This is a genomic window from Heliomicrobium sulfidophilum (assembly GCF_057715735.1).
Genome location: NZ_JBVTZZ010000004.1, coordinates 295579 through 316433 on the forward strand (window position 1 = coordinate 295579; position 20855 = coordinate 316433).

The 20855-nt window shown below is 52.8% G+C and carries 27 protein-coding genes and 6 tRNA genes; 22 read left to right on the top strand and 11 right to left on the bottom strand.

The genetic code is table 11. The features are described from left to right. Nucleotides 1–19: 19 nt before the first annotated feature. Nucleotides 20–343: a hypothetical protein gene (locus tag AC0CW1_RS02945; protein WP_488181597.1), complete on the top strand. Its 324-nt coding sequence runs from the start codon at nt 20–22 to the stop codon at nt 341–343. 95 nt (nt 344–438) lie between these two features. On the opposite strand, the gene AC0CW1_RS02950 is transcribed toward AC0CW1_RS02945, so the two are convergent. From AC0CW1_RS02950 to AC0CW1_RS02965, 4 genes are all read right to left on the bottom strand, one after another. Further along, nucleotides 439–2403, bottom strand: coding sequence for a methyl-accepting chemotaxis protein (locus AC0CW1_RS02950; RefSeq protein ID WP_488181598.1), 1965 nt, complete (start codon nt 2401–2403; stop codon nt 439–441). Nucleotides 2404–2939: 536 nt separating this feature from the next. Further along, nucleotides 2940–3016, bottom strand: a tRNA-Val gene (locus tag AC0CW1_RS02955). Nucleotides 3017–3026: 10 nt separating this feature from the next. Continuing rightward, nucleotides 3027–3101, bottom strand: a tRNA-Arg gene (locus AC0CW1_RS02960). 602 nt (nt 3102–3703) lie between these two features. After that, nucleotides 3704–4582 (bottom strand): helix-turn-helix domain-containing protein, encoded by an 879-nt coding sequence (locus tag AC0CW1_RS02965; RefSeq protein ID WP_488181599.1) that lies wholly within the window; start codon nt 4580–4582, stop codon nt 3704–3706. A gap of 219 nt (nt 4583–4801) precedes the next feature. On the opposite strand from AC0CW1_RS02965, the gene AC0CW1_RS02970 reads away from it, so the two are divergent. The 5 genes from AC0CW1_RS02970 to AC0CW1_RS02990 all read left to right on the top strand — a co-directional run bounded on the left by AC0CW1_RS02970 (nt 4802) and on the right by AC0CW1_RS02990 (nt 8728). Then, entirely contained in the window at nt 4802–5014 is a 213-nt protein-coding gene (locus tag AC0CW1_RS02970; RefSeq protein ID WP_488181600.1) for a Rha family transcriptional regulator, read from the top strand. 313 nt (nt 5015–5327) lie between these two features. Then, nucleotides 5328–5456, top strand: a complete 129-nt coding sequence (locus AC0CW1_RS02975; protein WP_488181601.1) for a hypothetical protein — start codon at nt 5328–5330, stop codon at nt 5454–5456. Between the two features lie 39 nt (nt 5457–5495). Beyond that, a complete protein-coding gene (locus AC0CW1_RS02980) occupies nt 5496–7376 on the top strand; it encodes a transposase (protein ID WP_488181602.1) in 1881 nt (626 codons plus the stop codon). Between the two features lies 1 nt (nt 7377). Then, nucleotides 7378–8334: an AAA family ATPase gene (locus tag AC0CW1_RS02985; RefSeq protein ID WP_488181603.1), complete on the top strand. Its 957-nt coding sequence runs from the start codon at nt 7378–7380 to the stop codon at nt 8332–8334. A gap of 115 nt (nt 8335–8449) precedes the next feature. Further along, complete coding sequence (locus AC0CW1_RS02990; protein WP_488181604.1) at nt 8450–8728, top strand: hypothetical protein; 279 nt, start codon at nt 8450–8452, stop codon at nt 8726–8728. Here AC0CW1_RS02990 and AC0CW1_RS02995 read toward each other — a convergent pair. After that, a complete protein-coding gene (locus AC0CW1_RS02995) occupies nt 8689–8889 on the bottom strand; it encodes a hypothetical protein (protein WP_488181605.1) in 201 nt (66 codons plus the stop codon). The genes AC0CW1_RS02990 and AC0CW1_RS02995 overlap by 40 nt on opposite strands. 134 nt (nt 8890–9023) lie before the next feature. Here AC0CW1_RS02995 and AC0CW1_RS03000 point away from each other — a divergent pair, with 134 nt between their 5' ends. The 12 genes from AC0CW1_RS03000 to AC0CW1_RS03055 all read left to right on the top strand — a co-directional run bounded on the left by AC0CW1_RS03000 (nt 9024) and on the right by AC0CW1_RS03055 (nt 15081). Continuing rightward, nucleotides 9024–9260, top strand: coding sequence for a hypothetical protein (locus AC0CW1_RS03000; protein ID WP_488181606.1), 237 nt, complete (start codon nt 9024–9026; stop codon nt 9258–9260). A 22-nt stretch (nt 9261–9282) separates the two neighbouring features. Then, nucleotides 9283–10230: a hypothetical protein gene (locus AC0CW1_RS03005; protein ID WP_488181607.1), complete on the top strand. Its 948-nt coding sequence runs from the start codon at nt 9283–9285 to the stop codon at nt 10228–10230. Beyond that, nucleotides 10157–10579, top strand: a complete 423-nt coding sequence (locus tag AC0CW1_RS03010) for a regulatory protein GemA (RefSeq protein ID WP_488181608.1) — start codon at nt 10157–10159, stop codon at nt 10577–10579. The genes AC0CW1_RS03005 and AC0CW1_RS03010 overlap by 74 nt, the downstream gene beginning before the upstream one ends. A gap of 117 nt (nt 10580–10696) precedes the next feature. Next, entirely contained in the window at nt 10697–11047 is a 351-nt protein-coding gene (locus tag AC0CW1_RS03015; protein WP_488181609.1) for a DUF6809 family protein, read from the top strand. Beyond that, nucleotides 11007–11363 carry a hypothetical protein gene (locus AC0CW1_RS03020; protein WP_488181610.1) on the top strand — a complete coding sequence of 119 codons (357 nt, stop codon included), beginning with the start codon at nt 11007–11009 and terminating at the stop codon, nt 11361–11363. Before AC0CW1_RS03015 ends, AC0CW1_RS03020 begins: the two co-directional genes overlap by 41 nt. A 21-nt stretch (nt 11364–11384) precedes the next feature. Further along, nucleotides 11385–11711, top strand: coding sequence for a sigma-70 RNA polymerase sigma factor region 4 domain-containing protein (locus AC0CW1_RS03025; protein WP_488181611.1), 327 nt, complete (start codon nt 11385–11387; stop codon nt 11709–11711). A 107-nt stretch (nt 11712–11818) separates the two neighbouring features. Next, nucleotides 11819–12124 (top strand): Mor transcription activator family protein, encoded by a 306-nt coding sequence (locus AC0CW1_RS03030; protein ID WP_488181612.1) that lies wholly within the window; start codon nt 11819–11821, stop codon nt 12122–12124. Nucleotides 12125–12143: 19 nt separating this feature from the next. Continuing rightward, complete coding sequence (locus AC0CW1_RS03035) at nt 12144–12764, top strand: hypothetical protein (RefSeq protein WP_488181613.1); 621 nt, start codon at nt 12144–12146, stop codon at nt 12762–12764. 15 nt (nt 12765–12779) lie between these two features. Next, entirely contained in the window at nt 12780–13055 is a 276-nt protein-coding gene (locus tag AC0CW1_RS03040) for a hypothetical protein (RefSeq protein WP_488181614.1), read from the top strand. 60 nt (nt 13056–13115) lie between these two features. Next, entirely contained in the window at nt 13116–13592 is a 477-nt protein-coding gene (locus AC0CW1_RS03045) for a hypothetical protein (protein WP_488181615.1), read from the top strand. A 357-nt stretch (nt 13593–13949) separates the two neighbouring features. After that, nucleotides 13950–14576 (top strand): hypothetical protein, encoded by a 627-nt coding sequence (locus AC0CW1_RS03050; protein ID WP_488181616.1) that lies wholly within the window; start codon nt 13950–13952, stop codon nt 14574–14576. Between the two features lie 4 nt (nt 14577–14580). Next, complete coding sequence (locus AC0CW1_RS03055) at nt 14581–15081, top strand: helix-turn-helix domain-containing protein (protein WP_488181617.1); 501 nt, start codon at nt 14581–14583, stop codon at nt 15079–15081. 47 nt (nt 15082–15128) lie between these two features. Here AC0CW1_RS03055 and AC0CW1_RS03060 read toward each other — a convergent pair whose 3' ends face one another. Next, the gene (locus AC0CW1_RS03060; RefSeq protein ID WP_488181618.1) at nt 15129–15560 is read right to left on the bottom strand and encodes a hypothetical protein; all 432 of its coding nucleotides are present in this window, start codon (nt 15558–15560) and stop codon (nt 15129–15131) included. Between the two features lie 213 nt (nt 15561–15773). Here AC0CW1_RS03060 and AC0CW1_RS03065 point away from each other — a divergent pair, with 213 nt between their 5' ends. Then, nucleotides 15774–16037, top strand: coding sequence for a hypothetical protein (locus AC0CW1_RS03065; RefSeq protein ID WP_488181619.1), 264 nt, complete (start codon nt 15774–15776; stop codon nt 16035–16037). Between the two features lie 180 nt (nt 16038–16217). Here AC0CW1_RS03065 and AC0CW1_RS03070 read toward each other — a convergent pair. The 4 genes from AC0CW1_RS03070 to AC0CW1_RS03085 all read right to left on the bottom strand — a co-directional run bounded on the left by AC0CW1_RS03070 (nt 16218) and on the right by AC0CW1_RS03085 (nt 16553). Beyond that, nucleotides 16218–16292, bottom strand: a tRNA-Arg gene (locus AC0CW1_RS03070). Nucleotides 16293–16294: 2 nt separating this feature from the next. Beyond that, nucleotides 16295–16368: transfer RNA gene (locus tag AC0CW1_RS03075), tRNA-Gly, on the bottom strand. 1 nt (nt 16369) lies between these two features. Continuing rightward, nucleotides 16370–16456: transfer RNA gene (locus AC0CW1_RS03080), tRNA-Leu, on the bottom strand. Between the two features lie 20 nt (nt 16457–16476). Then, nucleotides 16477–16553, bottom strand: a tRNA-Pro gene (locus AC0CW1_RS03085). 141 nt (nt 16554–16694) lie between these two features. Here AC0CW1_RS03085 and AC0CW1_RS03090 point away from each other — a divergent pair. Continuing rightward, nucleotides 16695–17624, top strand: coding sequence for an NAD(P)/FAD-dependent oxidoreductase (locus AC0CW1_RS03090; protein ID WP_488181620.1), 930 nt, complete (start codon nt 16695–16697; stop codon nt 17622–17624). A 112-nt stretch (nt 17625–17736) separates the two neighbouring features. Here the strand turns inward: AC0CW1_RS03090 and AC0CW1_RS03095 are convergent, their stop codons facing one another. Next, nucleotides 17737–18492, bottom strand: coding sequence for a hypothetical protein (locus AC0CW1_RS03095; protein ID WP_488181621.1), 756 nt, complete (start codon nt 18490–18492; stop codon nt 17737–17739). A gap of 223 nt (nt 18493–18715) precedes the next feature. Here AC0CW1_RS03095 and AC0CW1_RS03100 point away from each other — a divergent pair, with 223 nt between their 5' ends. Together AC0CW1_RS03100 and glnA are read left to right on the top strand one after the other, a co-directional pair. Then, nucleotides 18716–19333: an adaptor protein MecA gene (locus tag AC0CW1_RS03100; RefSeq protein WP_488181622.1), complete on the top strand. Its 618-nt coding sequence runs from the start codon at nt 18716–18718 to the stop codon at nt 19331–19333. Between the two features lie 171 nt (nt 19334–19504). Next, complete coding sequence (gene glnA / locus AC0CW1_RS03105; RefSeq protein WP_488181623.1) at nt 19505–20833, top strand: type I glutamate--ammonia ligase; 1329 nt, start codon at nt 19505–19507, stop codon at nt 20831–20833. Nucleotides 20834–20855: the final 22 nt, after the last annotated feature.

Genomic DNA, 20855 nt, shown 5'->3' on the forward strand with positions numbered 1-20855 from the left:
AACGAAAGGTGAGTGTGTGATGGAAGGAACGGTTATCAAAGGGTTCTTTTATACGCCCGTCATGCATATGACGCCGGATCAACCCATGGGGCATTTTGTCTTTATTCCGAACAGCGGAGAATGGAAAGACCAAACGATAGCTGTCGAGGCCGCCCAACACACCATTGTGGTTGTATATGGAACATGCGAACATGCCGAGGATTTCGATTTGTCCGAGATGATCAAAGAACAAGTGGTTGTGACGATAAAATACAAAGAACCGCCTAAGAAAATAGAAACTGGCGGTAGCTGGGTTGCCGACGCCCAGTATTCGGTGTTGGCGAAAAATATTACGATACTGTAACATGACTTCGAATCCCAATCATCAATAAAGAAGCAATCCAACCTGTTTGTTGAACTGCTTCTTTATTATTTGCCTTTTGAACACAAGAAAAGCCGTTACTCTTCCAGCCGGAACCGCTCCACTACCGCCTGCGACGACTGGGCCACCTCCATCAGCTTATCGGCCGACGCCGCCACTTCCTCTGACGATGCGGCCACCTCCTGGGCGATGGCCGTCACCGCTTGGGTGGACGAAGCGGCTTCCGTCGCCTTCTCATAGAGCAGTTGCAGCGACGTGGACGCATTTACCGCCATCGCCACCTGCAAATCAGCCCGCTTGATGACGCTGTCGAAGCGATGCATCTGCCCTTTGAGCAGTTCCACCATATCCCGCAGTCGCTCCGTGTTCTCTCGTGATTTCTGGTGCTCCGCATCGGCCAACCGGTGGCCTTCGTCGATGGCGGAGACGGTGGCGTCGATGTCGGAACGGATTTCGGCGATGATGGTTTGAATCCGCTGGGCCGCCTGGCGGGACTGCTCAGCCAGTTTGCGGATCTCATCGGCGACGACGCCAAAGCCGCGTCCGTGTTCGCCAGCTCGGGCCGCTTCAATCGCCGCGTTTAAGGCCAGCAGGTTCGTCTGATCGGTGATGTCGGTGATCGCCTGGATGATTTCCTCAATGCCCGTGCTCTTTTCATGCAGTTGGTTCGTCGTCTCGGCGCCCTGGCGCATCGTCCGGGCTGTCGTCTCCGAAAGCGACTGCGCTTCCTGCAAGGAGGCCGAGATCATTTCGGACATCCGGGTCAGTTGGCCGCCTTCCTCCGAAGCGGCCTTGCCCTCTGTCACGATTTCCTGGGACAACTGGGACAACTGCTCCATCTGTTCCACCGTCTGGGAGAGCTGGCGCGTCTGTTCGAGCAGGGTGGTCGCCACCTCTTCATTGCTGCGGGCCAGGTGATCGGCCGCTTTGGCCGTCTGCTGGCAGGTGCTGTTCAAACCGACCGCTTCAGTGTTGACCAGGCGGGAGGACTGGTGAATCTCGCCGATCAACTGGCTGAGCCCTTGGGACATCTCTTGGAAAGCCTTGACCAGGTGACGGATCTCCCGTTCGCGGTAGGTCCTGTCGTCCAAATGCACCGTCAGATCGCCCGACGCCAGTTTGCGGGCTTGTTCGCCCATGGCCTCCAAGGGAGAAGCGATGCGCCGGGCAAAGAGGGTGGACGTGACGAGGGAGAGGGCGATCATGCCGGCCGATAGGCCGAGCAACATCCACAGCAACTGGCGGATGGGGGCGAAGAGCGTCTGCGCGTCATCGCGGATCAGGATGGTCAGGTTCGTAAAGTTGGAATGCATCAATGTGGCCACATAGCGGACGCCGGCTTCTGCGTAGTCGGCCGCGCCGTCGGATCCGGCGGCGGGGAGGGAGTAGGTCTCGGCGGCGCCCGATTTGAGCCCATCAGGGTGGTAAAGCAGTTTTTGCTGGCTGTCGACGATGACGATCTTCTTATCGGCTGACGAGTCCAACTCCTGCATCCGTGTGATAAAGGAGCGGATCACATCATCGACACGCAGGTAGCCGGCCAGGACCCCGACCAGTTGGCCCCCTTCGGTGATCGGGACCGCCAAGGAGAGGATCGGTTTGCCGGTCACCTTGCTGATGGTCGGCACGCCGACGGCGAAGAGTTTTCCTTCCTTTAATATCGCCCGGGTGTAGTCGCGTTCGGCGACGTTTACTTTGGCGCTATTGTTGGAGCGGGCGATCTGCATCCCCGTCATATCGATGACGGCGATGGCATCCATATCTGGAAAGACGCTGCCGAAGGACTCCAGGAGAGGCTTTTGCTCATCGGGGTTCATGCGCTTGATCTTCGGCAGGCTGGAGAGCTGTTTGAGGAGGTTTCGCCGCTCCTCGATGGATTTGTTCAAGTCCTGCAACATGCTGTTGGCCCATTGAGCCTGGCGCTGGCGGATCTCTTGTTCCAGCGACGTGCTGACCGTTGAATAGGAGGTATAGCCGAGGAGCAGGAGTGGGAGTAGGGAAAAGAGGACAAAGCCGGCGATGAGTTTTGACCGGAGCGTCATGGGAATACCTCCTTCGCAGAATCAGCAGTTGTGACAGCAGAAGCAGCGGTTTTTTCATCGTAACCAGGTAGTGACCTTGTGGAGGCGGTTGTTGTGGAATATATTCCTTGGTGAAAATTAGGCAAAAAAAGAGCAAGTATAATCATTACACTTGCTCTCGCCTTTGAGAAAGTTTGAAAATACACATTCGGAGTTGTATCTATATTACGGTATTTTTTCTGTTTTCGTCAAGGGGAAAAAGCAAAAAACACCCCGGCATGGGGTGTTTAATGAAAATGCAATAAGCAGGCGCGACCTAATAGGCCCAAGCTGAACCGGCGGACACGGGACGCTTGCGCCGAAACGCTTTTCCCGTGCGCGCCCGGTGGCAGGCCAGGAGAAAAACCGTAAAGTAGCCAATAAACCGCTTTTTCATTTCACCCACCCCTTGTTGTTTCAATATCGATTCGTCTCTTTGCCACTCAAATGTAATATACTATGTAATATAAAAAAGTTTTGAACCCTTACTAAGGCTCAAAACTCTTTCTCACTGTGTATGGTGGGCGATAACGGAATCGAACCGCTGACCTCTTGCATGTCAAGCAAGCGCTCTAACCATCTGAGCTAATCGCCCTTTGTGAAAATGGTGCGCCCGGCAAGAATCGAACTTGCGCACCTGGTTCCGGAGACCAGCGCTCTATCCACTGAGCTACGGGCGCCTGTTAGCGACGAACAATAATATACCAAATCGAAGGCGCAGAGTCAACAGGAAATTTTGCCTAACACCACGAGGGCGAAGCAAGAACCAAAAGGCAGGGTCTCTCCCAAGGGAAATCCTATCGGAGAAACCTTGCCTTTACCGTTGGCCTTGAATCAATCCTGCCCCTGAATGTCCTTTCTCATTCTCTATGTCACTTAGAGGGTGCCATTCTTATCCGTTATTACATCGGAGCGTTTCCAGTGAAAAACGTGAGACGAGCCTATTTTTGTAACGAACCGTGCGCACAAGCTGTAACGCTTGATACGACACGGTTCTTCGGGTTTCATCGGCTACTTTTCGTTACAAAAAAAATTCGCGACCTTCGGACATTTACCTTCGGACATGGAATACCCTTCGGACATCGCCGCAAACCCTTGTGGCTCTAGGGATTCCAGCGTTCAGGAGCCTGATAGGGATGAGAACTTCATGACCTGCATAAATATTCGATAACATGAATAAAAATACTGCGTTTGACGAAGAGTCAATTTCAAATTCGATGAATCCCCACCCTCCTCATACATGTGCACGAAACTGCCGTTTAGTGCCTATGTCTCCAGATGGCTATGCCCCTCTGCCGTCAATCTCCTCAACGATGACCGCCGTTTCTGGTGGGATATAATGAACGATCTTTCCAATGATGTGCATGTTCTGGCTGCGGTGGTATGTGCGCGGCGGGAAATTATCGTTATTTGAAACCAGAACAGCATGATCGCCGACGATTTTGAAATGCTTGATCGTCACGCTGTTCTCCAGCATGACAAGAGCGATCTCGCCATCCTCCACAATTTGCTGCGGCCGTACAATCGCGTATCCTCCATTAAGGATACCAGCATCCCGCATACTCTCTCCTTTCACCTTTACCGCGAAGCACTTCTTGTATTCCTTGGGTACACGAACATAGCCCTGAAACATGTTCACGGCTTCAATCGGATCGCCCGCTGCGGATTCCCCAAGTATCGGGCTTAGCTCGGCCAATTCCTCGGGCAGCGTCGTGGTGGCTTCGTAGGTGGCAGCTTCTTCGCGGATCGTCGCGTCCTTCTTCTCATCTGGTGACTGCCGCTCCTTCTTCTGAGCCTGCGCAAAGCGAAGATACTGCTTGATAAAGGCTTTTTCCTCGTCGCTCAAATTTCTAAATTGGGAAACTACTTCCCATTCTTCATTAAAAAAAATAGGAGTCGCTCCCTCGTGTTCTTCGGACTTCTCATCGCCTCCGGCCTCAAGCTGAGCTTCCTTTCCAGTCAACAGCCAATCAACCGAAACACCAAAAGTCTCACTGATAGCAAATAGATTTTCGGAGGTAATAGAAACACTTCCTTTCTCTACTTTACTCAACGCACTACTTGTCATATTGATTCGAGAACCTAGCTCTCTTAAAGTCATTGCTTTTTCGTTCCGACACTTCTTAATCCGTTCACCTAAAGCTTTTTTTAAATCTGGCATGATTGAACCTCCATTTTTTTGAATTAAAAGACGCAAACCCTTGTATATCAACTAAAAGAAACAAATTCGGCGCTTTGTAAACTATAAGACGAAATAATGTTGACTTTGCGTCTTATAAGACATATAATTGAGTTGTGGGCGGTAGACTCCCATATAAATCATATCATTTAAGACGCAAGCTGACCATGACTAAGAATGTCGGAAAAGGAAGGTGATAGGATGGCACGTAAACGGCCAATCACCGCATTTGGTTGGGAGATTAAGCGGAGACTTGCCGAAAAAAGGCTGAGCCAACGCGAATTTTGCGAACTGCACCACATTCCCGAGAATCGCCTCGGCGATCTCATTACTGGCGTGAGAAAGGCGGTCAAGTACCGCAAGCAGATTGAAAAACTGCTAGGCATCGAATATCCCGAGAAACAAGCGAAGTAAAACGCTCCGCAGCAAGCCTCGAAGCTCTCCACGGTTCAACCCTCGCAACACGCCCCTGCTGCTGCCATCAGCAGCAAACGAACGGAAACAGCCTCCCCGCTGGCCGTCCGTAGCAAGATGTATCGGGATATGGAATGAAAGGAGTCGTGAAGATGAGTGTAACATGGCGTGCCCGCCTCCACGATATGCGAGGCGCGAACCACTGGGTATGTATGCAAGGTGTCGTGGAAACGGCCAAACGGGCAACCCGGAAAGAGATTCTGCAAAAGCAGATCGACCATCTGGAGGAAGAAGCCAAGCTGGTGATGCATGAATGGTGCAAGGCGCAAGCGCGATACGATACGATACGGTGTTGGAGGAACTGGGCGCACTGCATAAGCAGATGGACAAGCTGGTGGAAGACATTCAGAAGGCAGAGCCTGACGGAGAAGCCGCTTCCTGATCGGCGTCATTCAGCAGCAAGCGGGAGAGGGGGTAACGCATGGAGCTTACCGTCAAGGAATACGCCTCTCTGACCGACCAGACCGATCGGCATGTCCGGCGAAAAATCGCAGACGGGCAGTTGAAAGCCAAGCTTGGCATGATCAACCACAAAGAAGCGTATTTGCTGGATGTCAGCCAGTTACCGCCCAATGCCTACCGTAAGTTGTTAAGGGAACAGCAGAAGCAGGACGAGGTGGAACGAGCCGAAACCTTCAATTGGTTGGAGGTTCGGGAACGGTTTGGCAAGGAGGCGGAGCAAGACATTCTGACACGCCGAAAATGGACGCTGGAGGCGATTGCCTACGAGGCAGAGGAATTTACCGACGCGAAGAAAGAAAGGCTGGCGAAACGAATTGGCGTAGCCAAGCGCACCCTGCACCGCTGGGTGGAGGCATACAAGAAAGAAGGCGTGATCGGACTCGTGCCGAAGCCGATCCGCAAGCATTTGGAGGCGGAGGAAGTGACCAAACAGTTCCGAAGCATGGATGAGGCAGCGGTCAACTTCGTCAAAGCGCTGTACTTGGAACACAAGGACACGTTCCAGCCCAAGGTGGCATGGGTATATCGGCAACTGCAAAGCGCAGCGGCAGAATACGGCTGGAAGATCGGGAGCCGGGCAACCTGCTACCGGATCATTGAGGAGATCGCCCCGACCGAGAAGGTCTTTGCACGCGAAGGCTTGGAAGCCTGGGCGCGGAAGATGCTGCATAAGATTCGCCGGGAGTTCGAGAGCCTGCTGGCGCATGAGGTATGGAATGGCGATACACACGACTTGGATTTCTTCATTGATGTGGATGGCAAGCCGATCCGGCCGCAGTTGATCGCATGGCAAGACGTTCGCTCTCGCGCGATTGTCGGCTACGTGGTGACGCTGCAAGGCAATGGCTACCGCATTGGGCGAGCGCTCAAGCATGCTATTCAGAAGCACGGCCTGCCGAAGATCGCTTACTCCGACCACGGCAAGGACTACGATAGCGAATATCTGGAATCGGTCTACGAGCGGCTGAACATTGAAAAGGTGCTGTGCCTGCCGCGCTGGCCGAATTCCAAGCCGATTGAACGGTTCTTTGAAACCTTAACAAACAATTACACGCGCTTCTGGCCGGGCTACTGCGGCAGCGATGCCAAGAAGAACCGCCCGCCCGGATTTGACGAGAAGAAGCTGTGCGAGCAAGGCAAGCTGGTGAAGCTGGAGGATGGCATCAAGCTGATTGACGAAGCCATTGACGACTACAACAACGACGTACATAGCGAACTGGGATGTACGCCGATGGAAGCCCTCCAAAACGCACAGCATGCCCGTCCGGGACAAGTGGACGAGCGCGCACTGGACTTTATGTTTATGAAGGAAGGCGAGCGGCTGGTGCGCGTCGATGGCGTTCATTTCCGCAACTACGAATACTGGTGCGAGGAGCTTCATCCGCTGCAAGGCATGCAAGTCACGCTGTACTACGACCCGGATAACTTCGGGCAGATGATCATTTACCACGAAGGCAAGTTCGTCGGCATCGCCGAGAACAAGCGCCTGCGCTTCCTCGGTGCATCGGAAGAGGATGTCGCCGAGCATATGAGTTCCCTGAAACGGGAGAAGAAACGGGTACAGGAACGCATTCAGAGTTACCGGGAGAACACGCTGGAAGAAGCGATCGACAAACGGCTTCGCCGGGGCGCTTCCACATTGGAAGGCAAGGCCGGAGAGCAGCCAAACAGCAAGGTCACGCAACTGACCGGGCACGAGCGCAAGGCACGGGAAGTGGACAAGCATCGCAAGGCGGCGGCCAAGCAACAGGCCGAAGAAAACGAACTAGCCACGCAATCGCTGCATGACAGCGCAGCCCGCGCGCTAGAACGTATCAAGAAGGTTCAAGGAGGCAGGTAGCATGAAAGCACAAAAGGACGAGGCGGTGCGCCGCAAGCTGGAGGAACTGATTCGGCGCGGCATCAAGGTGACTGATTTGGCGGCCAAGCTCGAATTTTCTCACACCGCCCTCTCGCGTTACATTCACAAGGAGTACATGAGCGAAGCACTGCAAGAGAATGCGCGGGCGTTCCTCATCGAAAACGGCTATATGCAGGAGGCGCAGGAGGAAGCCGCCAGCGAGCAGGAAGTCAGTGATTTTTACCTCACCCGGATTGCCGCCGAAGTGATCGGCGTATGCGAGCAATGCTTTGAGCATCGGGACATGGGCGTGATCGTCGGGGAGTCCGGGATCGGCAAGACAACCGCCCTCAAGAAATACGTAGAATCGAATCCGCAGGCGGTGTACATCCGGGCGAATGCGAACATGACGCAAAAGGCGCTGCTCAAGAAGATCGGCGCGGCCATTGGCCTCCAATTCGCCTACACGGACGTTAGCTCTATGATGGATGCGCTCATTGAGCGGCTGGCTGACACGCATTACATCTTCCTGATCGACGAGGCCGAGTACCTGATTAACGCGAACAGTCCCACGCCGATGCGCAAGCTGGAAATGCTTCGGACGCTGTACGACGAGACGGAAACGTTCGGTGTGGTGCTATGCGGCATGACGAGGTTCAAGGGCTTCCTGATGCGCGGCACGAGCATGAAGGAGAATCTGGCGCAGTTCTGGAACCGGGTGTTCCGTGGCCGGGAGTTTGGCGGCACGAGCCGGGAGGATGTGGAGCCGATCATGAGCGACCTGCACATGCCAGAGGATGGGCGGCAGGAAATGGTTGCACGCTCGCTGGCGAACGGCGGCAACATGCGGCGGTTCATGAAACTGCTGGCAAGCAGCATGTCCCTGACGCATAAAAAAGGAGCAGCCATTACCCGCGACGTGGTGCGCCAAGCGGATACGCTGCTCCTCCGGTGGTGAGCTTCCTGCCCGAAGCGCATCACCCACAATCAAAATCTATTGAGGTACAACCAGTATAGCATGCCACGCGCCTCGCCACAAGGCGGCGGGCAGCATATGAAAGGTGGGAACCTCGATGAATCGTGAGCAACTTCGTGACTTGGCTAAAACCTATACGGAGAATCTGGGCGGAAGCGCGTTTTCTCTGCACGGCGAAGACGCTGAAACGAGCCTCCTGATTGACATCATCGCTCGGCTTCTTGTCGATTGCCAAGTGAGCGTAGGACGCGCCCTGTACATTTTGGATGAGGCCAAAAAGGATATTGCCAATCACTCCGTATGTAATACCGCCGCTGGCGACGACAACACGCTGCATCAACGCCCGGTGGTATCGGTTTCCTCATCCATCACCTGATCAAAGTCCCGCAACAACTCTGTATACGCCTTTTTATATCGGGCTAGCAGGTCATAGGCGCTGACGTGGTTGTGTATACGGGACTTGGATTCGGTGACAAAAAGCGGCTTGGAAGCCATCTGAACAGCAAGATCATGACAAATTTGTTCTTTGGTCATCATGCCGGGTTCCCCTCCCTTCTTTTGTAAAATGGCCGTACTTTCCTAGTGTACCACAGCCGGGAATACCCTGATCTGGGAATGGAAAGGAACCCTTCCTCATTTGAGGATGATAGACCGGAAAGGAGCGCGTGACCATGCAACGGATACTGATTCACGAGCGCGTGCATCAACGCATTGGGGACATTCTGCGCTCCCCCTCCGCTTTCAAGCGGTTGTATGAAGAAGAGCGCAAAAACGGCAACGACGTTACCCTCCTGCCCGGCCTTGTATTGCTTCGGCTGGAAGATGGAGAGGTTCACTATATTTGGCAAAACGGCTGCATCGTGGCGCAAGTCTACGCCTATCAGCCCGCTGCCCAACACGCTGTATAAATGAATCGAGGAGGATGATGGCATGAAACAAGCACTGGCTGAACAATTGCAAGAATTGCTGGATCGAAGCTGCCGAGATACCATTTCGCACTATGAGTTCAAGTCACCAGAAATTTCGGAGGAACGGGAGAATTTGAATCGTTACTATGACGAGCTTCGGGCGCTGATCCGCCCGCAAGACGTGACAGCCATCTCGTGCTATGCGGATGCGCAAGGCATTATAACAGATCGTCTCATTGAAGCCGCCTACGTGCTGGGCTTACTCCACAACCATGTGTTTCAGGACGGCATCCCGCTCACGATTGGTAACCTCAAGCTGACCGCCAAGCTCGCATTTGAAGCGGCCAAGCCTTCCGAGGAGCCGAATGTGATTGAAGTCCGAGAAGGGGATATCGTAACGCTCAAGCGCAAGGGTGGCCGCAGGCTAACCGGCTGCAAGGTGGAACAGATCATCCGTGACCACGGCATTGCAAACGGCAATATCGGGTTTGTATACAGTCGGTTGAAGGGCGTTGGCTATTCGCAAGTGTGGCTGGATGAACTGGAAGAACTCCAAGTCGATACCCGCACCGATATCGAAAACATCACAACCGAAGGAGCGATTTTCATGAAACCGATGGCATCATCTTTCCCAAGACTTCCAGAAGGCGCATTGGATGAACACCGGAAGGCACAGGAGCAGGAGCTTAGCCGTATGAAACCGATGGCAGCAGCATCTTTTCCGAAGCTTCCAGAAAGCGAATTGGATGAATACCAGAAGGTACAGCGGCAGGAACTTCGCCGCATGAGAGAAACGCTCGCGCGTTTCGCGAAGGAAGCGAAATTGTTCGATGGCGACGCAGATCGGAGCGCCTATGCGCATGTCACCGTCGAGGAAGTGGAGGAGGCGTATGCGAATGGCCGACACGATCAAGACCCCGGCGAACATGCTCAAGAAGATTTGGGCGCTGGCGCGGGAAACGAAGGTTGAAGAAAGCGATCTCCGCGCTGTCGTCCAGCAAGTGACCGGGCAAACGAGCTTGTCCGGTCTGACCGCCCAGGAGGCGGGGCAGGTCATTGAACGCTTGAAGGTGTATGCAGGCAAGGCGCAGCCGCGCCCGAAAAACCGGATTTCCAAGGCGCAGCGCTGGAAGATCGAGCAACTGGTGAAAAAACTGGGCTGGCAGGATGAACCGAAACGGCTGGCCGGACTCATCAAGAAATGTTACAAGGTGGAACGGCTGGAATGGCTGACTCCCTACGCTGCCGGAAAGCTGATCGAAACGCTGAAACAGATTGCAGCGCGGGAAGCGTCTAAAACGGCTTCTAAGCCGCAATAGCTTTTGAACGCATGAAACTACTGGAAGGCGGCTAGACCGCCGTTATAACAGGGGATAACACGGTTTACGGACGAATGCGCCATAAGCGCGAATCTACCCTATGAAAGGTGTGAGAGTATGGACGCTGTTCTAGCTTTTTTTAGCACGGAAATGAACGAGATGTTCATCCGCGCTTGCAATACGGTGGAGCAGCAGCTTCGCACGACTCCCCGCTATCAGCAAGTGACGGCGGAAAGCGCGGAAGCTGCCAACCGGATGAAGCAGGCACTCCCGCAAGATTGCCGGGATTGGGCGGATGAATGGGCAGAATGCGAAGCTGCGGTCAATGCCGAGTTTAACGAAGCGCTATTCATTCAAGGCATGCGCTACGGTGCGAAGCTGGCCGCGCTGATCCAATCACCGCAGACATCCTTGCTGGAGGAAGGAGTTGAACCGCATGCCAATGAATCGCGAACATTGGATTCATGACGCACGCGAGGAAGCGGACGATCAACTTCGCGACGACGAAGCGTATCAGGAAGCTGTAGCGGCATACAGATCGCTTATGGATCGGGTGCAAGACGCTCTCCCTGATGAGCATAAATGGCTTCTAGGTGAAATGGACGATGCAGACGGTGTTGTCGAGGCTGCTTTCGAGACGCAGCTTTACTTCGTCGGCATGCAGCACGGCTATGAACTGGCGCAGTTTTTGAGCGGTCAAACAGCTACGCAGTGTATGAATTCAGAAAAATTTCGGATGCTCCTCCATTCCTCTCCTTTCTCTGAGAGGGCGGAGACGGGATAAGGATGAGGGGAGGCGCGGAAGTTGGGAACCTTGAAGGACTATCCGCTCAAGGAGGCGGAGCGCTGGTTGCTTGCCTATCCGGAATGGAAGAGCTCCCTGCCGCGCTCTCGTGATCTGTTCAACTACAATGAATTTCATCGAATCGAGGCGATTGAGCAGGCGATCAGGGAACTAGGCGAAGAAGATCGGAAGCTGCTGGACATGATCCAGAAGGGGAAATCGTATATTGCCATCAGTATGACGCTCCACATGAGCGAAACAACGGTATGGCGTGCGAAAAAGCGGTTGCTGGCGAAACTGACCGAAGGATTTGGTATCGTACCGCCAGCACAAGCAAGGAGAGGGTGAGTTTATAAGCCCTCTTCTTTTTTTGTGCAGGTAAAATGAAAGTTTTCAAATAAGCTTTGCTGGTACCATAAATAGTGAAGATAAGCCATGAATGAGGGAGTGAGAGAATGAAAGATATTGATTATAGCTCGGTGATTCCTGAGATCACCCCGGAGCATCTGCCTAAGCCCTATAACGAATTGGCTGAGCTCCTAGGCGTCGAGCGGACATTGGAGGTTGCCAAGTCTTTTGGTGGAACCTACCTATACCTTCCGAAGTATAGAAAGGCCGTCAAGGAACTGACAGAGCGGATGATTTTGAAGGAGTTTCAAGCGGGCTTGGACTTTAGAGAAATTGCCATCAAATACGATGCATCAGAAAGCTATGTTCGCGATCTGGTTCGAGCGGATACAGCAAGTCGCGACAAGCAATAAATAACGGGAGTGAGACAAATTGTTCAAAGTTGAACCAAACGGAAAACTATCGGAACTGTACGCGCTTGAGCGCCATATCAAAGAGCAACGTAGCCAATGGGACGAACAACGCAATGAACTGAATCGGCGGATCACCGCTTGCAAAGATCAGTTGCATGAATGCCTTTTGCAAGAAGGCCAAGGCGAAGCATCCGACTATAATGAAGTCGAGCGCCAATTGAAGATCGCCGAAGCGCAGTTGAAAGAGTTCCAGCGCAGCATTCCAGCTGTTGAAGCGCAATGGACGGAACAGCGAAATGCCTTGTTATTCGAGGCTGAAAAAGAAGCGGAATCCTTCATTGAAGTGACGTGCAAAGCCGAGCACGAGCGAGTGGTTCAAGAGTTGTTGACCTTAAAGCAGCAGTATGATGATCGGTTGAAGGAACTTGGCCGGGTGTATGGCGCGGCCTACGCGAAGCATGAAGAAAGAGAGTCGATCCGCCAGCGTCAAGATTCAAATTACAAGAAGCAAACGAGCGGTCGGCAGAGTCTCTATGAGTGGCACTCCTGGGCGGATTATTTAATCAAAGGCCCGGACAGCTACGGCACGGACAAGCCATTCCATGAAGGAGCTAAAGAAGCTCGTGGCTTGTCCAGCTAATCGGGAGGCGCATTTATGAAATGGTATGAGATTTTTCGTTCCGGGAGCTACGAGCCACAGGGAACCTTCACAGAGAGCGACCTTCAAAGTGTCGTAGACAATTACGACCCAAGTCGTTTTAGAGCACCGATTGTTATTGGGCACCCAAAAGAAGAAAACGAAGTCTATGGATGGGTAGCGGATATCAAGCGGATCGGTGGCAAGCTGCTAGCGAACTTCTCGGATGTAACGCCGGAGTTTGCTGCCGCCGTCCGAAATGGGCGGTATAAAAAGGTGTCGGTTCGCCTGTGAAATACGGCACACGGCTGGACACTGCGGCATGTTGGGTTTCTTGGAGCCGCCGCCCCCGCTGTGGAGGGACTACAACCCATTGAATTTACAGAAAACGGCGTTTGGATTCACGCCGACTTTTATGACACCGAAGGAAGTGAAATGAATATGAATCGATCTGAAATGCAAAAGCTGCTGGCTCGTGAACGTGAAATTGCGGTATTCATGAGCAAAAACGAGCATCATCTCCCCCATTCTTTACGGAGCGGAATGGCAGAATTCATGTCTGTGCTGTCCGATGAGAAAACAGTCGAGTTTTCAACCGATGGGGAGCGCGTTCAAATGTCCCCGTATGAGTTTTTCAAAAATGTCATTATGGAACTCATGGAACGGGGCGGCTTGCTTCCGGCAGGCGATAAAGAGCGTTATGGCATAGCTGCCGGAGATCGCATTGATACGGAACGCCTTGATATGGATCGGGCGGCTAAGGAGTTTGCAGAGAAAAATCAGTGTAGTTATGAAGAAGCTGTTATAGCGGTTATGAACTCATCCCATTAAACGTGAAAGTGTTTCATGCCGCGAACGTGATAAAGTAATGTTGTAGGCTGTTACATCAAACCGGATATTCAAAGATTCCTCCTTGAAGGCGCTGGAGCGCTATGTATCCGTCGATAGTTTGCGGCTACAGGCGGATCAGGACGATTGTGACGATCTCTCCTTCTCGTCAACTGGACGAGTTTGACCTGTCATCATCTTTACAACGTCTTTCAATAAAGCGTTTTGGGACACGCGCTCACCCCCTTTTTTCTGCTCCAGCGCCGCCAAGGGGGAATCTGAATCTCCTAAGCAAACAAGCCTCCTCTGAACATATGATATAGTTACTATAGTGAACCGTTCAGAGAGGATGATAGCCAGATGACATGTGTAATTGGTTTGGTGGAAAATGGCACCATATACATGGGATGCGATAGCGCAGGTACATATAATAGAGAAATTTCCATCCGCACGGATGAAAAAATATTTTTGAAAGAGCCGTTTTTGATCGGCTTTAGCGGCTCCTACCGTGTCGGTCAGTTGATTCGATATCAGTTTACGCCTCCTTCTCACTCGCCTACCAAAACGGATGACGAATACATGGTAGCTACTTTCGTAGAAGCGTTGCGCCTGTGCCTGAAGCGCGGCGGCGTAAACAAGATGAATGAGGGCGAAGATGACATGAGTAGCATGATTCTCGTAGGGTATCGCGGGCAGCTATTCCGAATCGAAACGAATTTTCAGGTAGCAAGAACAGAGGATCGGTTCCAAGCCATTGGCAGCGGTCGTATGGTGGCTAGTGGAGCCATGTATGCTACAGAAGGCCTTCCCCCTGCGGAACGGATTACGAAAGCACTGGAGGCTGCTGAGCGCTTTATAAGCACGGTGAGACGGCCATTTCTATTCTTGGAGCTACCTATCAATATGAAAAGGAAAAGCAGCACGCGCGGCAGACGCAACAAACAAGAAGTTGCGGAACAGGAGGCTGCGAACACCTCGGGAGGGTAGTAGAATGCGTGATCAAAAGTCTTCGTTCGGTGATATAGACTGGATCAGAATGTATGAACGCTTTGGCGTAGGAGCAGAGAAAAAAATTATGATGCGGCACAAATGGATAATTGAAGCAATTGGTTGTGAGTCAAGGGAAAAAACGGAGGAGAATAAGGAAAGGCTGGCACAACAAATCGGGATAAGCAAGGCTACCCTGTACCGTTGGGTTCAAGCATACAAGAAAGAAGGCGTGATCGGGCTCGTGCCGAAGCCAATCCGCAAGCATTTGGAGACGAAAGAAGTGACCAAACAGTTCCGAAGTATGGATAAGGCGGCGGTCAACTTCGTCAAAACGCTGTGTTGGGAGAATAAGGGTATGCTACGGTCAAAGGCGGAAGTGTATCGAAGATTACAAAGTGCGGCGGCAGAATACGGCTGGAAGATCGGGAGCCAATCAACCTGCTATCGAATGATTGGAGCGTTAGAAAATGAGGATTACAGTCAAAACAACCTCCAGCCCTGACTCGTCGGGGAACTGGAGGTTTATGCAAATTTTTATGCATAAACCTCCTAATGGCTTGTGACATGAAAAGTGAGAAAATTGGACAAATTCTGTGACACGCTACACTGAACATCATTGATGCCGTAGCGGAAAAAATGCTCCTTAAAGTGCTGAATCGCCTTCTCGCTAACGCCGAACTCCTGGGCCATCTCCGTGTCCGATTTGTCGGCCGCGACGCCGGCGATGAATTTATCGAAGTCCACACCCATCTCATGGGTCTTCTCGACTAAACTTTCCCGCATCCCCCAGGGCGCGCCCCGTGTGCTAAAGTCGCTCGTCTCCTGAACTCCTAGTTCCCGGGGACGCACCCCCTGTTCGGTCACGTGACCGTAGAGATCGGAACGAGCGTCCAGGGCCACCCGGGTTGCCGATCCGAGATCTTCGGGAACAAACCGATCCGGTAAAGGACGTTGGTCACCTTTGCCTTGCGAGCCCCCCATGGTTTTCCCTCCTTGAACGTACATGTTCATGGGTAGTATTGGAGGGAGCGTCCCAACCTATGCCGTCATTGGAATTGAAATTTTTGACGAAAAAAGCAGGAAAAACTCAAACATTATCGTAATATCTTAAATAATTTGACAACAGATAAAAAATGTTTTCAGCTGGAACCAGGAATGGAAGCAAGAAACAGGATGCTGGTAGGTGGGAAGGTTATGTCACCCAAATTCGAACCGGATCATTACATCAGTCCGGGGACGGCTCACCGATGTTTTGGCGTCGAACCGGAGGCGCTTAAGCAGATGGTGCTGGAGGGCTTGATACCGGGGCAAGTAGAGAAAAACCGAGTCCGGATCAAGGAAGATACGCTGATCCGCGCTATCGAGGAAGGGGTTATCAGCCAATCGCCCCGCTTTTTGGGCATGTATGAAGGTAAACTGAAGGAAGTGCGCCCGGGCGTGTACCGCACTGTCGTGTGACTACCGGCGCCCCCCCGGGGCAGCGGACCTTCTTCAAAAGGGTCAACGTGAAGGGAATACCAAAATAACGGGAACCATCCGCTCCGAACAGAGGGAAGAGCAAAAAAGACGTAAAGGACAAAAAAGAACGCCATCATCATGACGGCGTTCTTGCGTTTTTTTGAAAGATTAAGGTAAATATGGTGCGCCCGGCAAGAATCGAACTTGCGCACCTGGTTCCGGAGACCAGTGCTCTATCCACTGAGCTACGGGCGCGTTGGAGCGGGTGATGGGAATCGAACCCACGTATTCAGCTTGGGAAGCTGATGTTCTACCATTGAACTACACCCGCATGGTGCGGTCGAGAGGACTTGAACCTCCACAGCCTTGCGACCACTAGAACCTGAATCTAGCGCGTCTGCCAATTCCGCCACGACCGCATGATATAAGGAGCTGATAATGGTCGGAGCGACACGATTTGAACGTGCGGCCTCTACCACCCCAAGGTAGCGCTCTACCAAACTGAGCTACGCCCCGACAATTGTCACAAAAAATATTATAGATCACAAGGGCCGCCTCTGTCAAGAAAAAGGCCGTGATAAATATCGCCATTGGATTTTCCGTGATTGGTGGGGAAAGCTAAGCCCTGTAAATCCTTGAAGGGCTGGTGACGAATGCGTGCGCTTCGATATTATCGTCATAGGTGCTGGAGCAGCAGGCTTGTCCACGGCGATTCAACTGGCCCGCTACAACCATTCGGTGCTGGTCTTAGACGGAGGGGAAGGTCGGACAACCTGGGTTCCCAAATACCATAACCTGCTGGGGTATCCCCAGGGGATTTCGGGGAAAGAGTTGCTGCGCCTCGGCCGGGAGCAGGCCCAGTTGTACGGTGCGGAGATCGTCAAAAGTCAGGTGGGTCGGATCGAGAAGACGGAGGAGGGCGACTTTTCTGTCACCACCAGCAGCGCCGATTACCGCAGTCGCTACCTTGTCTTCGCCACCGGCTTGACCGATACTCAGCCGGAGATCCCCAACCGCTACGAGTTTGCCGGTCGGTCCCTCTACTACTGCCTTGATTGCAACGGCTTTGAGTTCACCGGCCAGAAGGCGGCTGTGCTGGGGCACGGAAAGCGGGCCATCCGTAACGCCCTCGCCTTGCTCGATTACACCCACCATGTCTTTATCGCCACCAACGGAAAAACGCTTGAGGGTCGAGAGGAGCACATCGATTTGCTCAAGGAGTACAATATTGATGTGATCGAGACGCCTATCGAACGCCTCCAGGGCACACTGGGCCAAAAAGGGAAGCTGAATGCGCTCTACTTCCAGGACGGTTCGATTCGTGAAGCTGATGCAGCCTTATCGACCTATGGAACGAAAGCCAACAGCAAGTTGGCCCTGAGTTTAAATGTAGAGGTCAACGAAACAGGCCATATCATCGTGAACGAGTTCATGGAAACCGATGTTCCTCATATCTACGCCGTCGGGGACGTGATCAACACGACCCAGATGCTCGTCTTCGCCATCTGTGAAGGTGTGAAGGCGGCCATGTCGATTCACCGCTCCATGGAATCGAAGCGACAGCGGGTTCCAGTTGGAAACGTGTGAGTCCTGACGGGGTCAGCACAGGGCGGCAAGAGGGCGGACAACTCAACCGATATCATCGTTTTTAAACAAAGGGTGACGCCTTGTCTTATGGCGTCACCCTTTGTTTTTAGGATCAGTTCGGCTGAGCTTGGTCCGCCAGTTGCGGTCCCTTCTCCTGAAGGTCTCCCATATGGGTGAACGGTGAGGAAAGGGTGCCTCGGCCAGTTCCCGCCATGCCGCGGGCTTCATCGTAAAGGCGGTATTCCTGTTGCAATCCTTTTAATCCGTTAAAGACGGCCTTTTCCCCATAAAGCCAGCGGAGCATCCCAGGCACTTCATTTTTGATTGTTTCAACACAGATGGGGCTGCCCATTTCCTGCAAGCGTTGCAATTGCGAGAAAACAGAGGATTTTATCTCTTCCGGGGTACTGCCCCAGCGGATGCGCTTCCCCGGCGCCCAGGCAAGCGGGGTGGGCCGCGCCGTCCTTTCCGGTCCCGCCGAAGCGCCATTATGCCCTTCCTCTAACCGTTGCACACGCTGGCGCAGGTCTGCCGCTTCTCCCTGAAAACGTTGGAGCGCTTCCAGCAGTATGGACGACACCATGGACAAGGTCTCTTCCGTCGCCTGGCGGTACTGCTGGTACTGTTCGTCCATGCGACGGAGAATCATTTCTTTTAATACCGGAGATGATTGCAACCGGGAAATCAAGTCGTCGAGATGGTACTCTTCGATGCTACCGGGAGATCGATATTCCTTCCCGGACAGATCGGCCGGCGTAATCATATTACCGACAAGCCCTCGTCGGCCTTTTTTATGATGGATGCCAGTCGCCGCCGCTTTTTTTTCTCGGATCTCTGTCGTAAAGATTTTGCGTATTTCGTCTGACATGGTGGGCTTCCTTTCTCTCCTTGGAGGTATGCTCAGTCATTTAAAAGAAAACTTTTTTATCTGAAAGTAAAAAAAATTCAGAAAAAACTCTTTTCCGCAGGCAGGGGATCGTTTATAATAAGCCACAAGACAATTTGGCAAATGAACGAGCATAAATCTAGTTAAACGAGATATATCCCGCGGTAAACGAAAAGCACACAAGGATAGAGGGGGTTGGTTGGCAATGCGGATCGAAACGCTTGGCGATGGTCGCATTCAGGTGTTGGTTTCTACTGAGGATTTGTCCCAGCGGGGAATAAATATTCGCGACCTTTGGCAATACAACCCCAATGCGCAAAAATTTCTTTCGGGAGCCTTGCGGGACGCTATGGATGACGGGACGATCCACCTTCCTTCGGGGACGATTTCTGTTGAGGCTATCGGATTGGTGACAGAAGGGGTTGCTGTGATCTTGACTTTGAGCAAACCCGCCATCGCCTCTTGTCCGACGATCGAACCGGAGAGCAAGCGTGAGGAAAAAGAAGGCGCTTCCGTCAAAGCGACAGAAGTGGCCTATGTATTCCATAGCTTTGAAGACCTGCTTTCCGCCTGCCGGCGCTTGGCAGACAACAACCTGCGTCTGGGGAACTTGATCAATTACCAGGACTCGTTGTACCTGACCCTCCCCGTTGAGGTGGGGCAGGAGCGGGAGGCCCGGATGCTGTTAAGCGAGTATGGAGAAAAAAGCCCTTACTCACCCCTATTTTTCACGGAACATGGTAACATCATACGCAAGGGGGACGCGCCGCGCTTTATTGTCGAAAAGTTTGGACAGAAGGAAGGATATCGAAAAACGGGATAATTTTTTGTTGCAACTACTTGTCACCCCATCGATTCTTGCTTATAATGTAAATGAAATATCAAAAGTCACAACGGAGTGACGACTGGGCAACGACGCTTTCACATCTTGATACACAGTCAAGATGCATGAAAGTGTTTTTTATTTGCCCATACTATGTGAGGAGGTTTGGACATGGGTTATACCAAAGAGGACGTCCTTCGCATGGCCCGCGAATTCGACGTCAAATTCATCCGCCTTCAGTTCACCGATATCCTGGGCGTCCTGAAGAACGTAGCGATCCCTGTCGATCAACTGCAAAAAGCTCTTGACGGCGAAATGATGTTTGACGGTTCCTCCATCGACGGCTTTGTCCGCATCGAAGAGTCGGACATGTACCTCCGTCCCGATCCGAACACTTTCGTTATTTTCCCCTGGCGTCCCCAAGACGGCGCTGTCGCCCGTCTGATCTGCGACGTTTACAATCCTGATGGCACCCCCTTCGCCGGCGACCCCCGGAACGTGCTGAAGTCCGTTTTGGCTGAAGCCGCTGAAATGGGTTACACCATGAACGTTGGTCCCGAACTGGAATTCTTCCTCTTCCTGACCGACGCCGAAGGCAAAGCCACCACCATCACTCATGACAAAGCCGGTTACTTCGACATGACCCCCATTGACCTCGGGGAAAACGCCCGCCGTGACATGGTTCTCACCCTGGAGCAGATGGGCTTTGAGATCGAAGCGTCCCACCACGAAGTGGCTGCTGGTCAGCATGAGATCGATTTCAAATACTCCGACGCTCTGGATGTGGCCGACAAGATCGTCACCTTCAAGTTCGTCGTCCGGACCATCGCCCAGCGCCATGGTCTCCATGCCACCTTTATGCCGAAGCCTATCTTTGGCATTAACGGTTCCGGCATGCACACCAACATGTCCCTCTTCAAAGACGGTCAGAACGCTTTCTATGATCCGTCCACCCCGGATCAACTGAGCGAAACGGCCAAGTACTACATCGGTGGTCTGCTGAAGAACGTCCGTTCTTTCGCTGCTGTCACCAACCCCACTGTCAACTCCTATAAGCGTCTGGTCCCTGGCTACGAAGCTCCCTGCTATGTCGCCTGGTCCTGCCGCAACCGCAGCCCGCTGATCCGGATCCCCGCCAAACGCGGCGCCTCCACCCGGGTCGAACTGCGCAGCCCCGATCCCTCCTGCAACCCCTATCTGGCTCTCGCCGTTTGCCTTAAGGCTGGTCTCGACGGCATCAAAAACAAAATTGCGCCTCCCGCTCCTGTGGATGAGAACATCTACCACATGGACGCCGCCCGTCGCGCCGAGATGGGAATCGCCAGCCTGCCTGCTAACCTGGCCGAAGCTGTCGATGAACTCGAGAAGAGCGAAGTCATCAAAGAAGCCCTTGGCCCCCACGTCTCCGAGCGCTACGTTGAAGCGAAACGGGGAGAATGGGATTCCTTCCGGATCGCTGTTCATCCCTGGGAAGTCGACGAGTACCTCACCAAGTACTAATCGGCGGTTTGAGTTCCAGCGG

Coding starts and splice junctions, on each gene's coding strand:
- AC0CW1_RS02945 (WP_488181597.1), top strand. CDS start 20: ATGGAAGGAACGGTTATCAAAGGGTTCTTTTATACGCCCGTCATGCAT.
- AC0CW1_RS02950 (WP_488181598.1), bottom strand. CDS start 2,403: ATGACGCTCCGGTCAAAACTCATCGCCGGCTTTGTCCTCTTTTCCCTA.
- AC0CW1_RS02965 (WP_488181599.1), bottom strand. CDS start 4,582: ATGCCAGATTTAAAAAAAGCTTTAGGTGAACGGATTAAGAAGTGTCGG.
- AC0CW1_RS02970 (WP_488181600.1), top strand. CDS start 4,802: ATGGCACGTAAACGGCCAATCACCGCATTTGGTTGGGAGATTAAGCGG.
- AC0CW1_RS02975 (WP_488181601.1), top strand. CDS start 5,328: ATGGTGCAAGGCGCAAGCGCGATACGATACGATACGGTGTTGGAGGAA.
- AC0CW1_RS02980 (WP_488181602.1), top strand. CDS start 5,496: ATGGAGCTTACCGTCAAGGAATACGCCTCTCTGACCGACCAGACCGAT.
- AC0CW1_RS02985 (WP_488181603.1), top strand. CDS start 7,378: ATGAAAGCACAAAAGGACGAGGCGGTGCGCCGCAAGCTGGAGGAACTG.
- AC0CW1_RS02990 (WP_488181604.1), top strand. CDS start 8,450: ATGAATCGTGAGCAACTTCGTGACTTGGCTAAAACCTATACGGAGAAT.
- AC0CW1_RS02995 (WP_488181605.1), bottom strand. CDS start 8,889: ATGATGACCAAAGAACAAATTTGTCATGATCTTGCTGTTCAGATGGCT.
- AC0CW1_RS03000 (WP_488181606.1), top strand. CDS start 9,024: ATGCAACGGATACTGATTCACGAGCGCGTGCATCAACGCATTGGGGAC.
- AC0CW1_RS03005 (WP_488181607.1), top strand. CDS start 9,283: ATGAAACAAGCACTGGCTGAACAATTGCAAGAATTGCTGGATCGAAGC.
- AC0CW1_RS03010 (WP_488181608.1), top strand. CDS start 10,157: ATGGCCGACACGATCAAGACCCCGGCGAACATGCTCAAGAAGATTTGG.
- AC0CW1_RS03015 (WP_488181609.1), top strand. CDS start 10,697: ATGGACGCTGTTCTAGCTTTTTTTAGCACGGAAATGAACGAGATGTTC.
- AC0CW1_RS03030 (WP_488181612.1), top strand. CDS start 11,819: ATGAAAGATATTGATTATAGCTCGGTGATTCCTGAGATCACCCCGGAG.
- AC0CW1_RS03040 (WP_488181614.1), top strand. CDS start 12,780: ATGAAATGGTATGAGATTTTTCGTTCCGGGAGCTACGAGCCACAGGGA.
- AC0CW1_RS03050 (WP_488181616.1), top strand. CDS start 13,950: ATGACATGTGTAATTGGTTTGGTGGAAAATGGCACCATATACATGGGA.
- AC0CW1_RS03055 (WP_488181617.1), top strand. CDS start 14,581: ATGCGTGATCAAAAGTCTTCGTTCGGTGATATAGACTGGATCAGAATG.
- AC0CW1_RS03060 (WP_488181618.1), bottom strand. CDS start 15,560: ATGGGGGGCTCGCAAGGCAAAGGTGACCAACGTCCTTTACCGGATCGG.
- AC0CW1_RS03065 (WP_488181619.1), top strand. CDS start 15,774: ATGTCACCCAAATTCGAACCGGATCATTACATCAGTCCGGGGACGGCT.
- AC0CW1_RS03095 (WP_488181621.1), bottom strand. CDS start 18,492: ATGTCAGACGAAATACGCAAAATCTTTACGACAGAGATCCGAGAAAAA.
- AC0CW1_RS03100 (WP_488181622.1), top strand. CDS start 18,716: ATGCGGATCGAAACGCTTGGCGATGGTCGCATTCAGGTGTTGGTTTCT.
- glnA (WP_488181623.1), top strand. CDS start 19,505: ATGGGTTATACCAAAGAGGACGTCCTTCGCATGGCCCGCGAATTCGAC.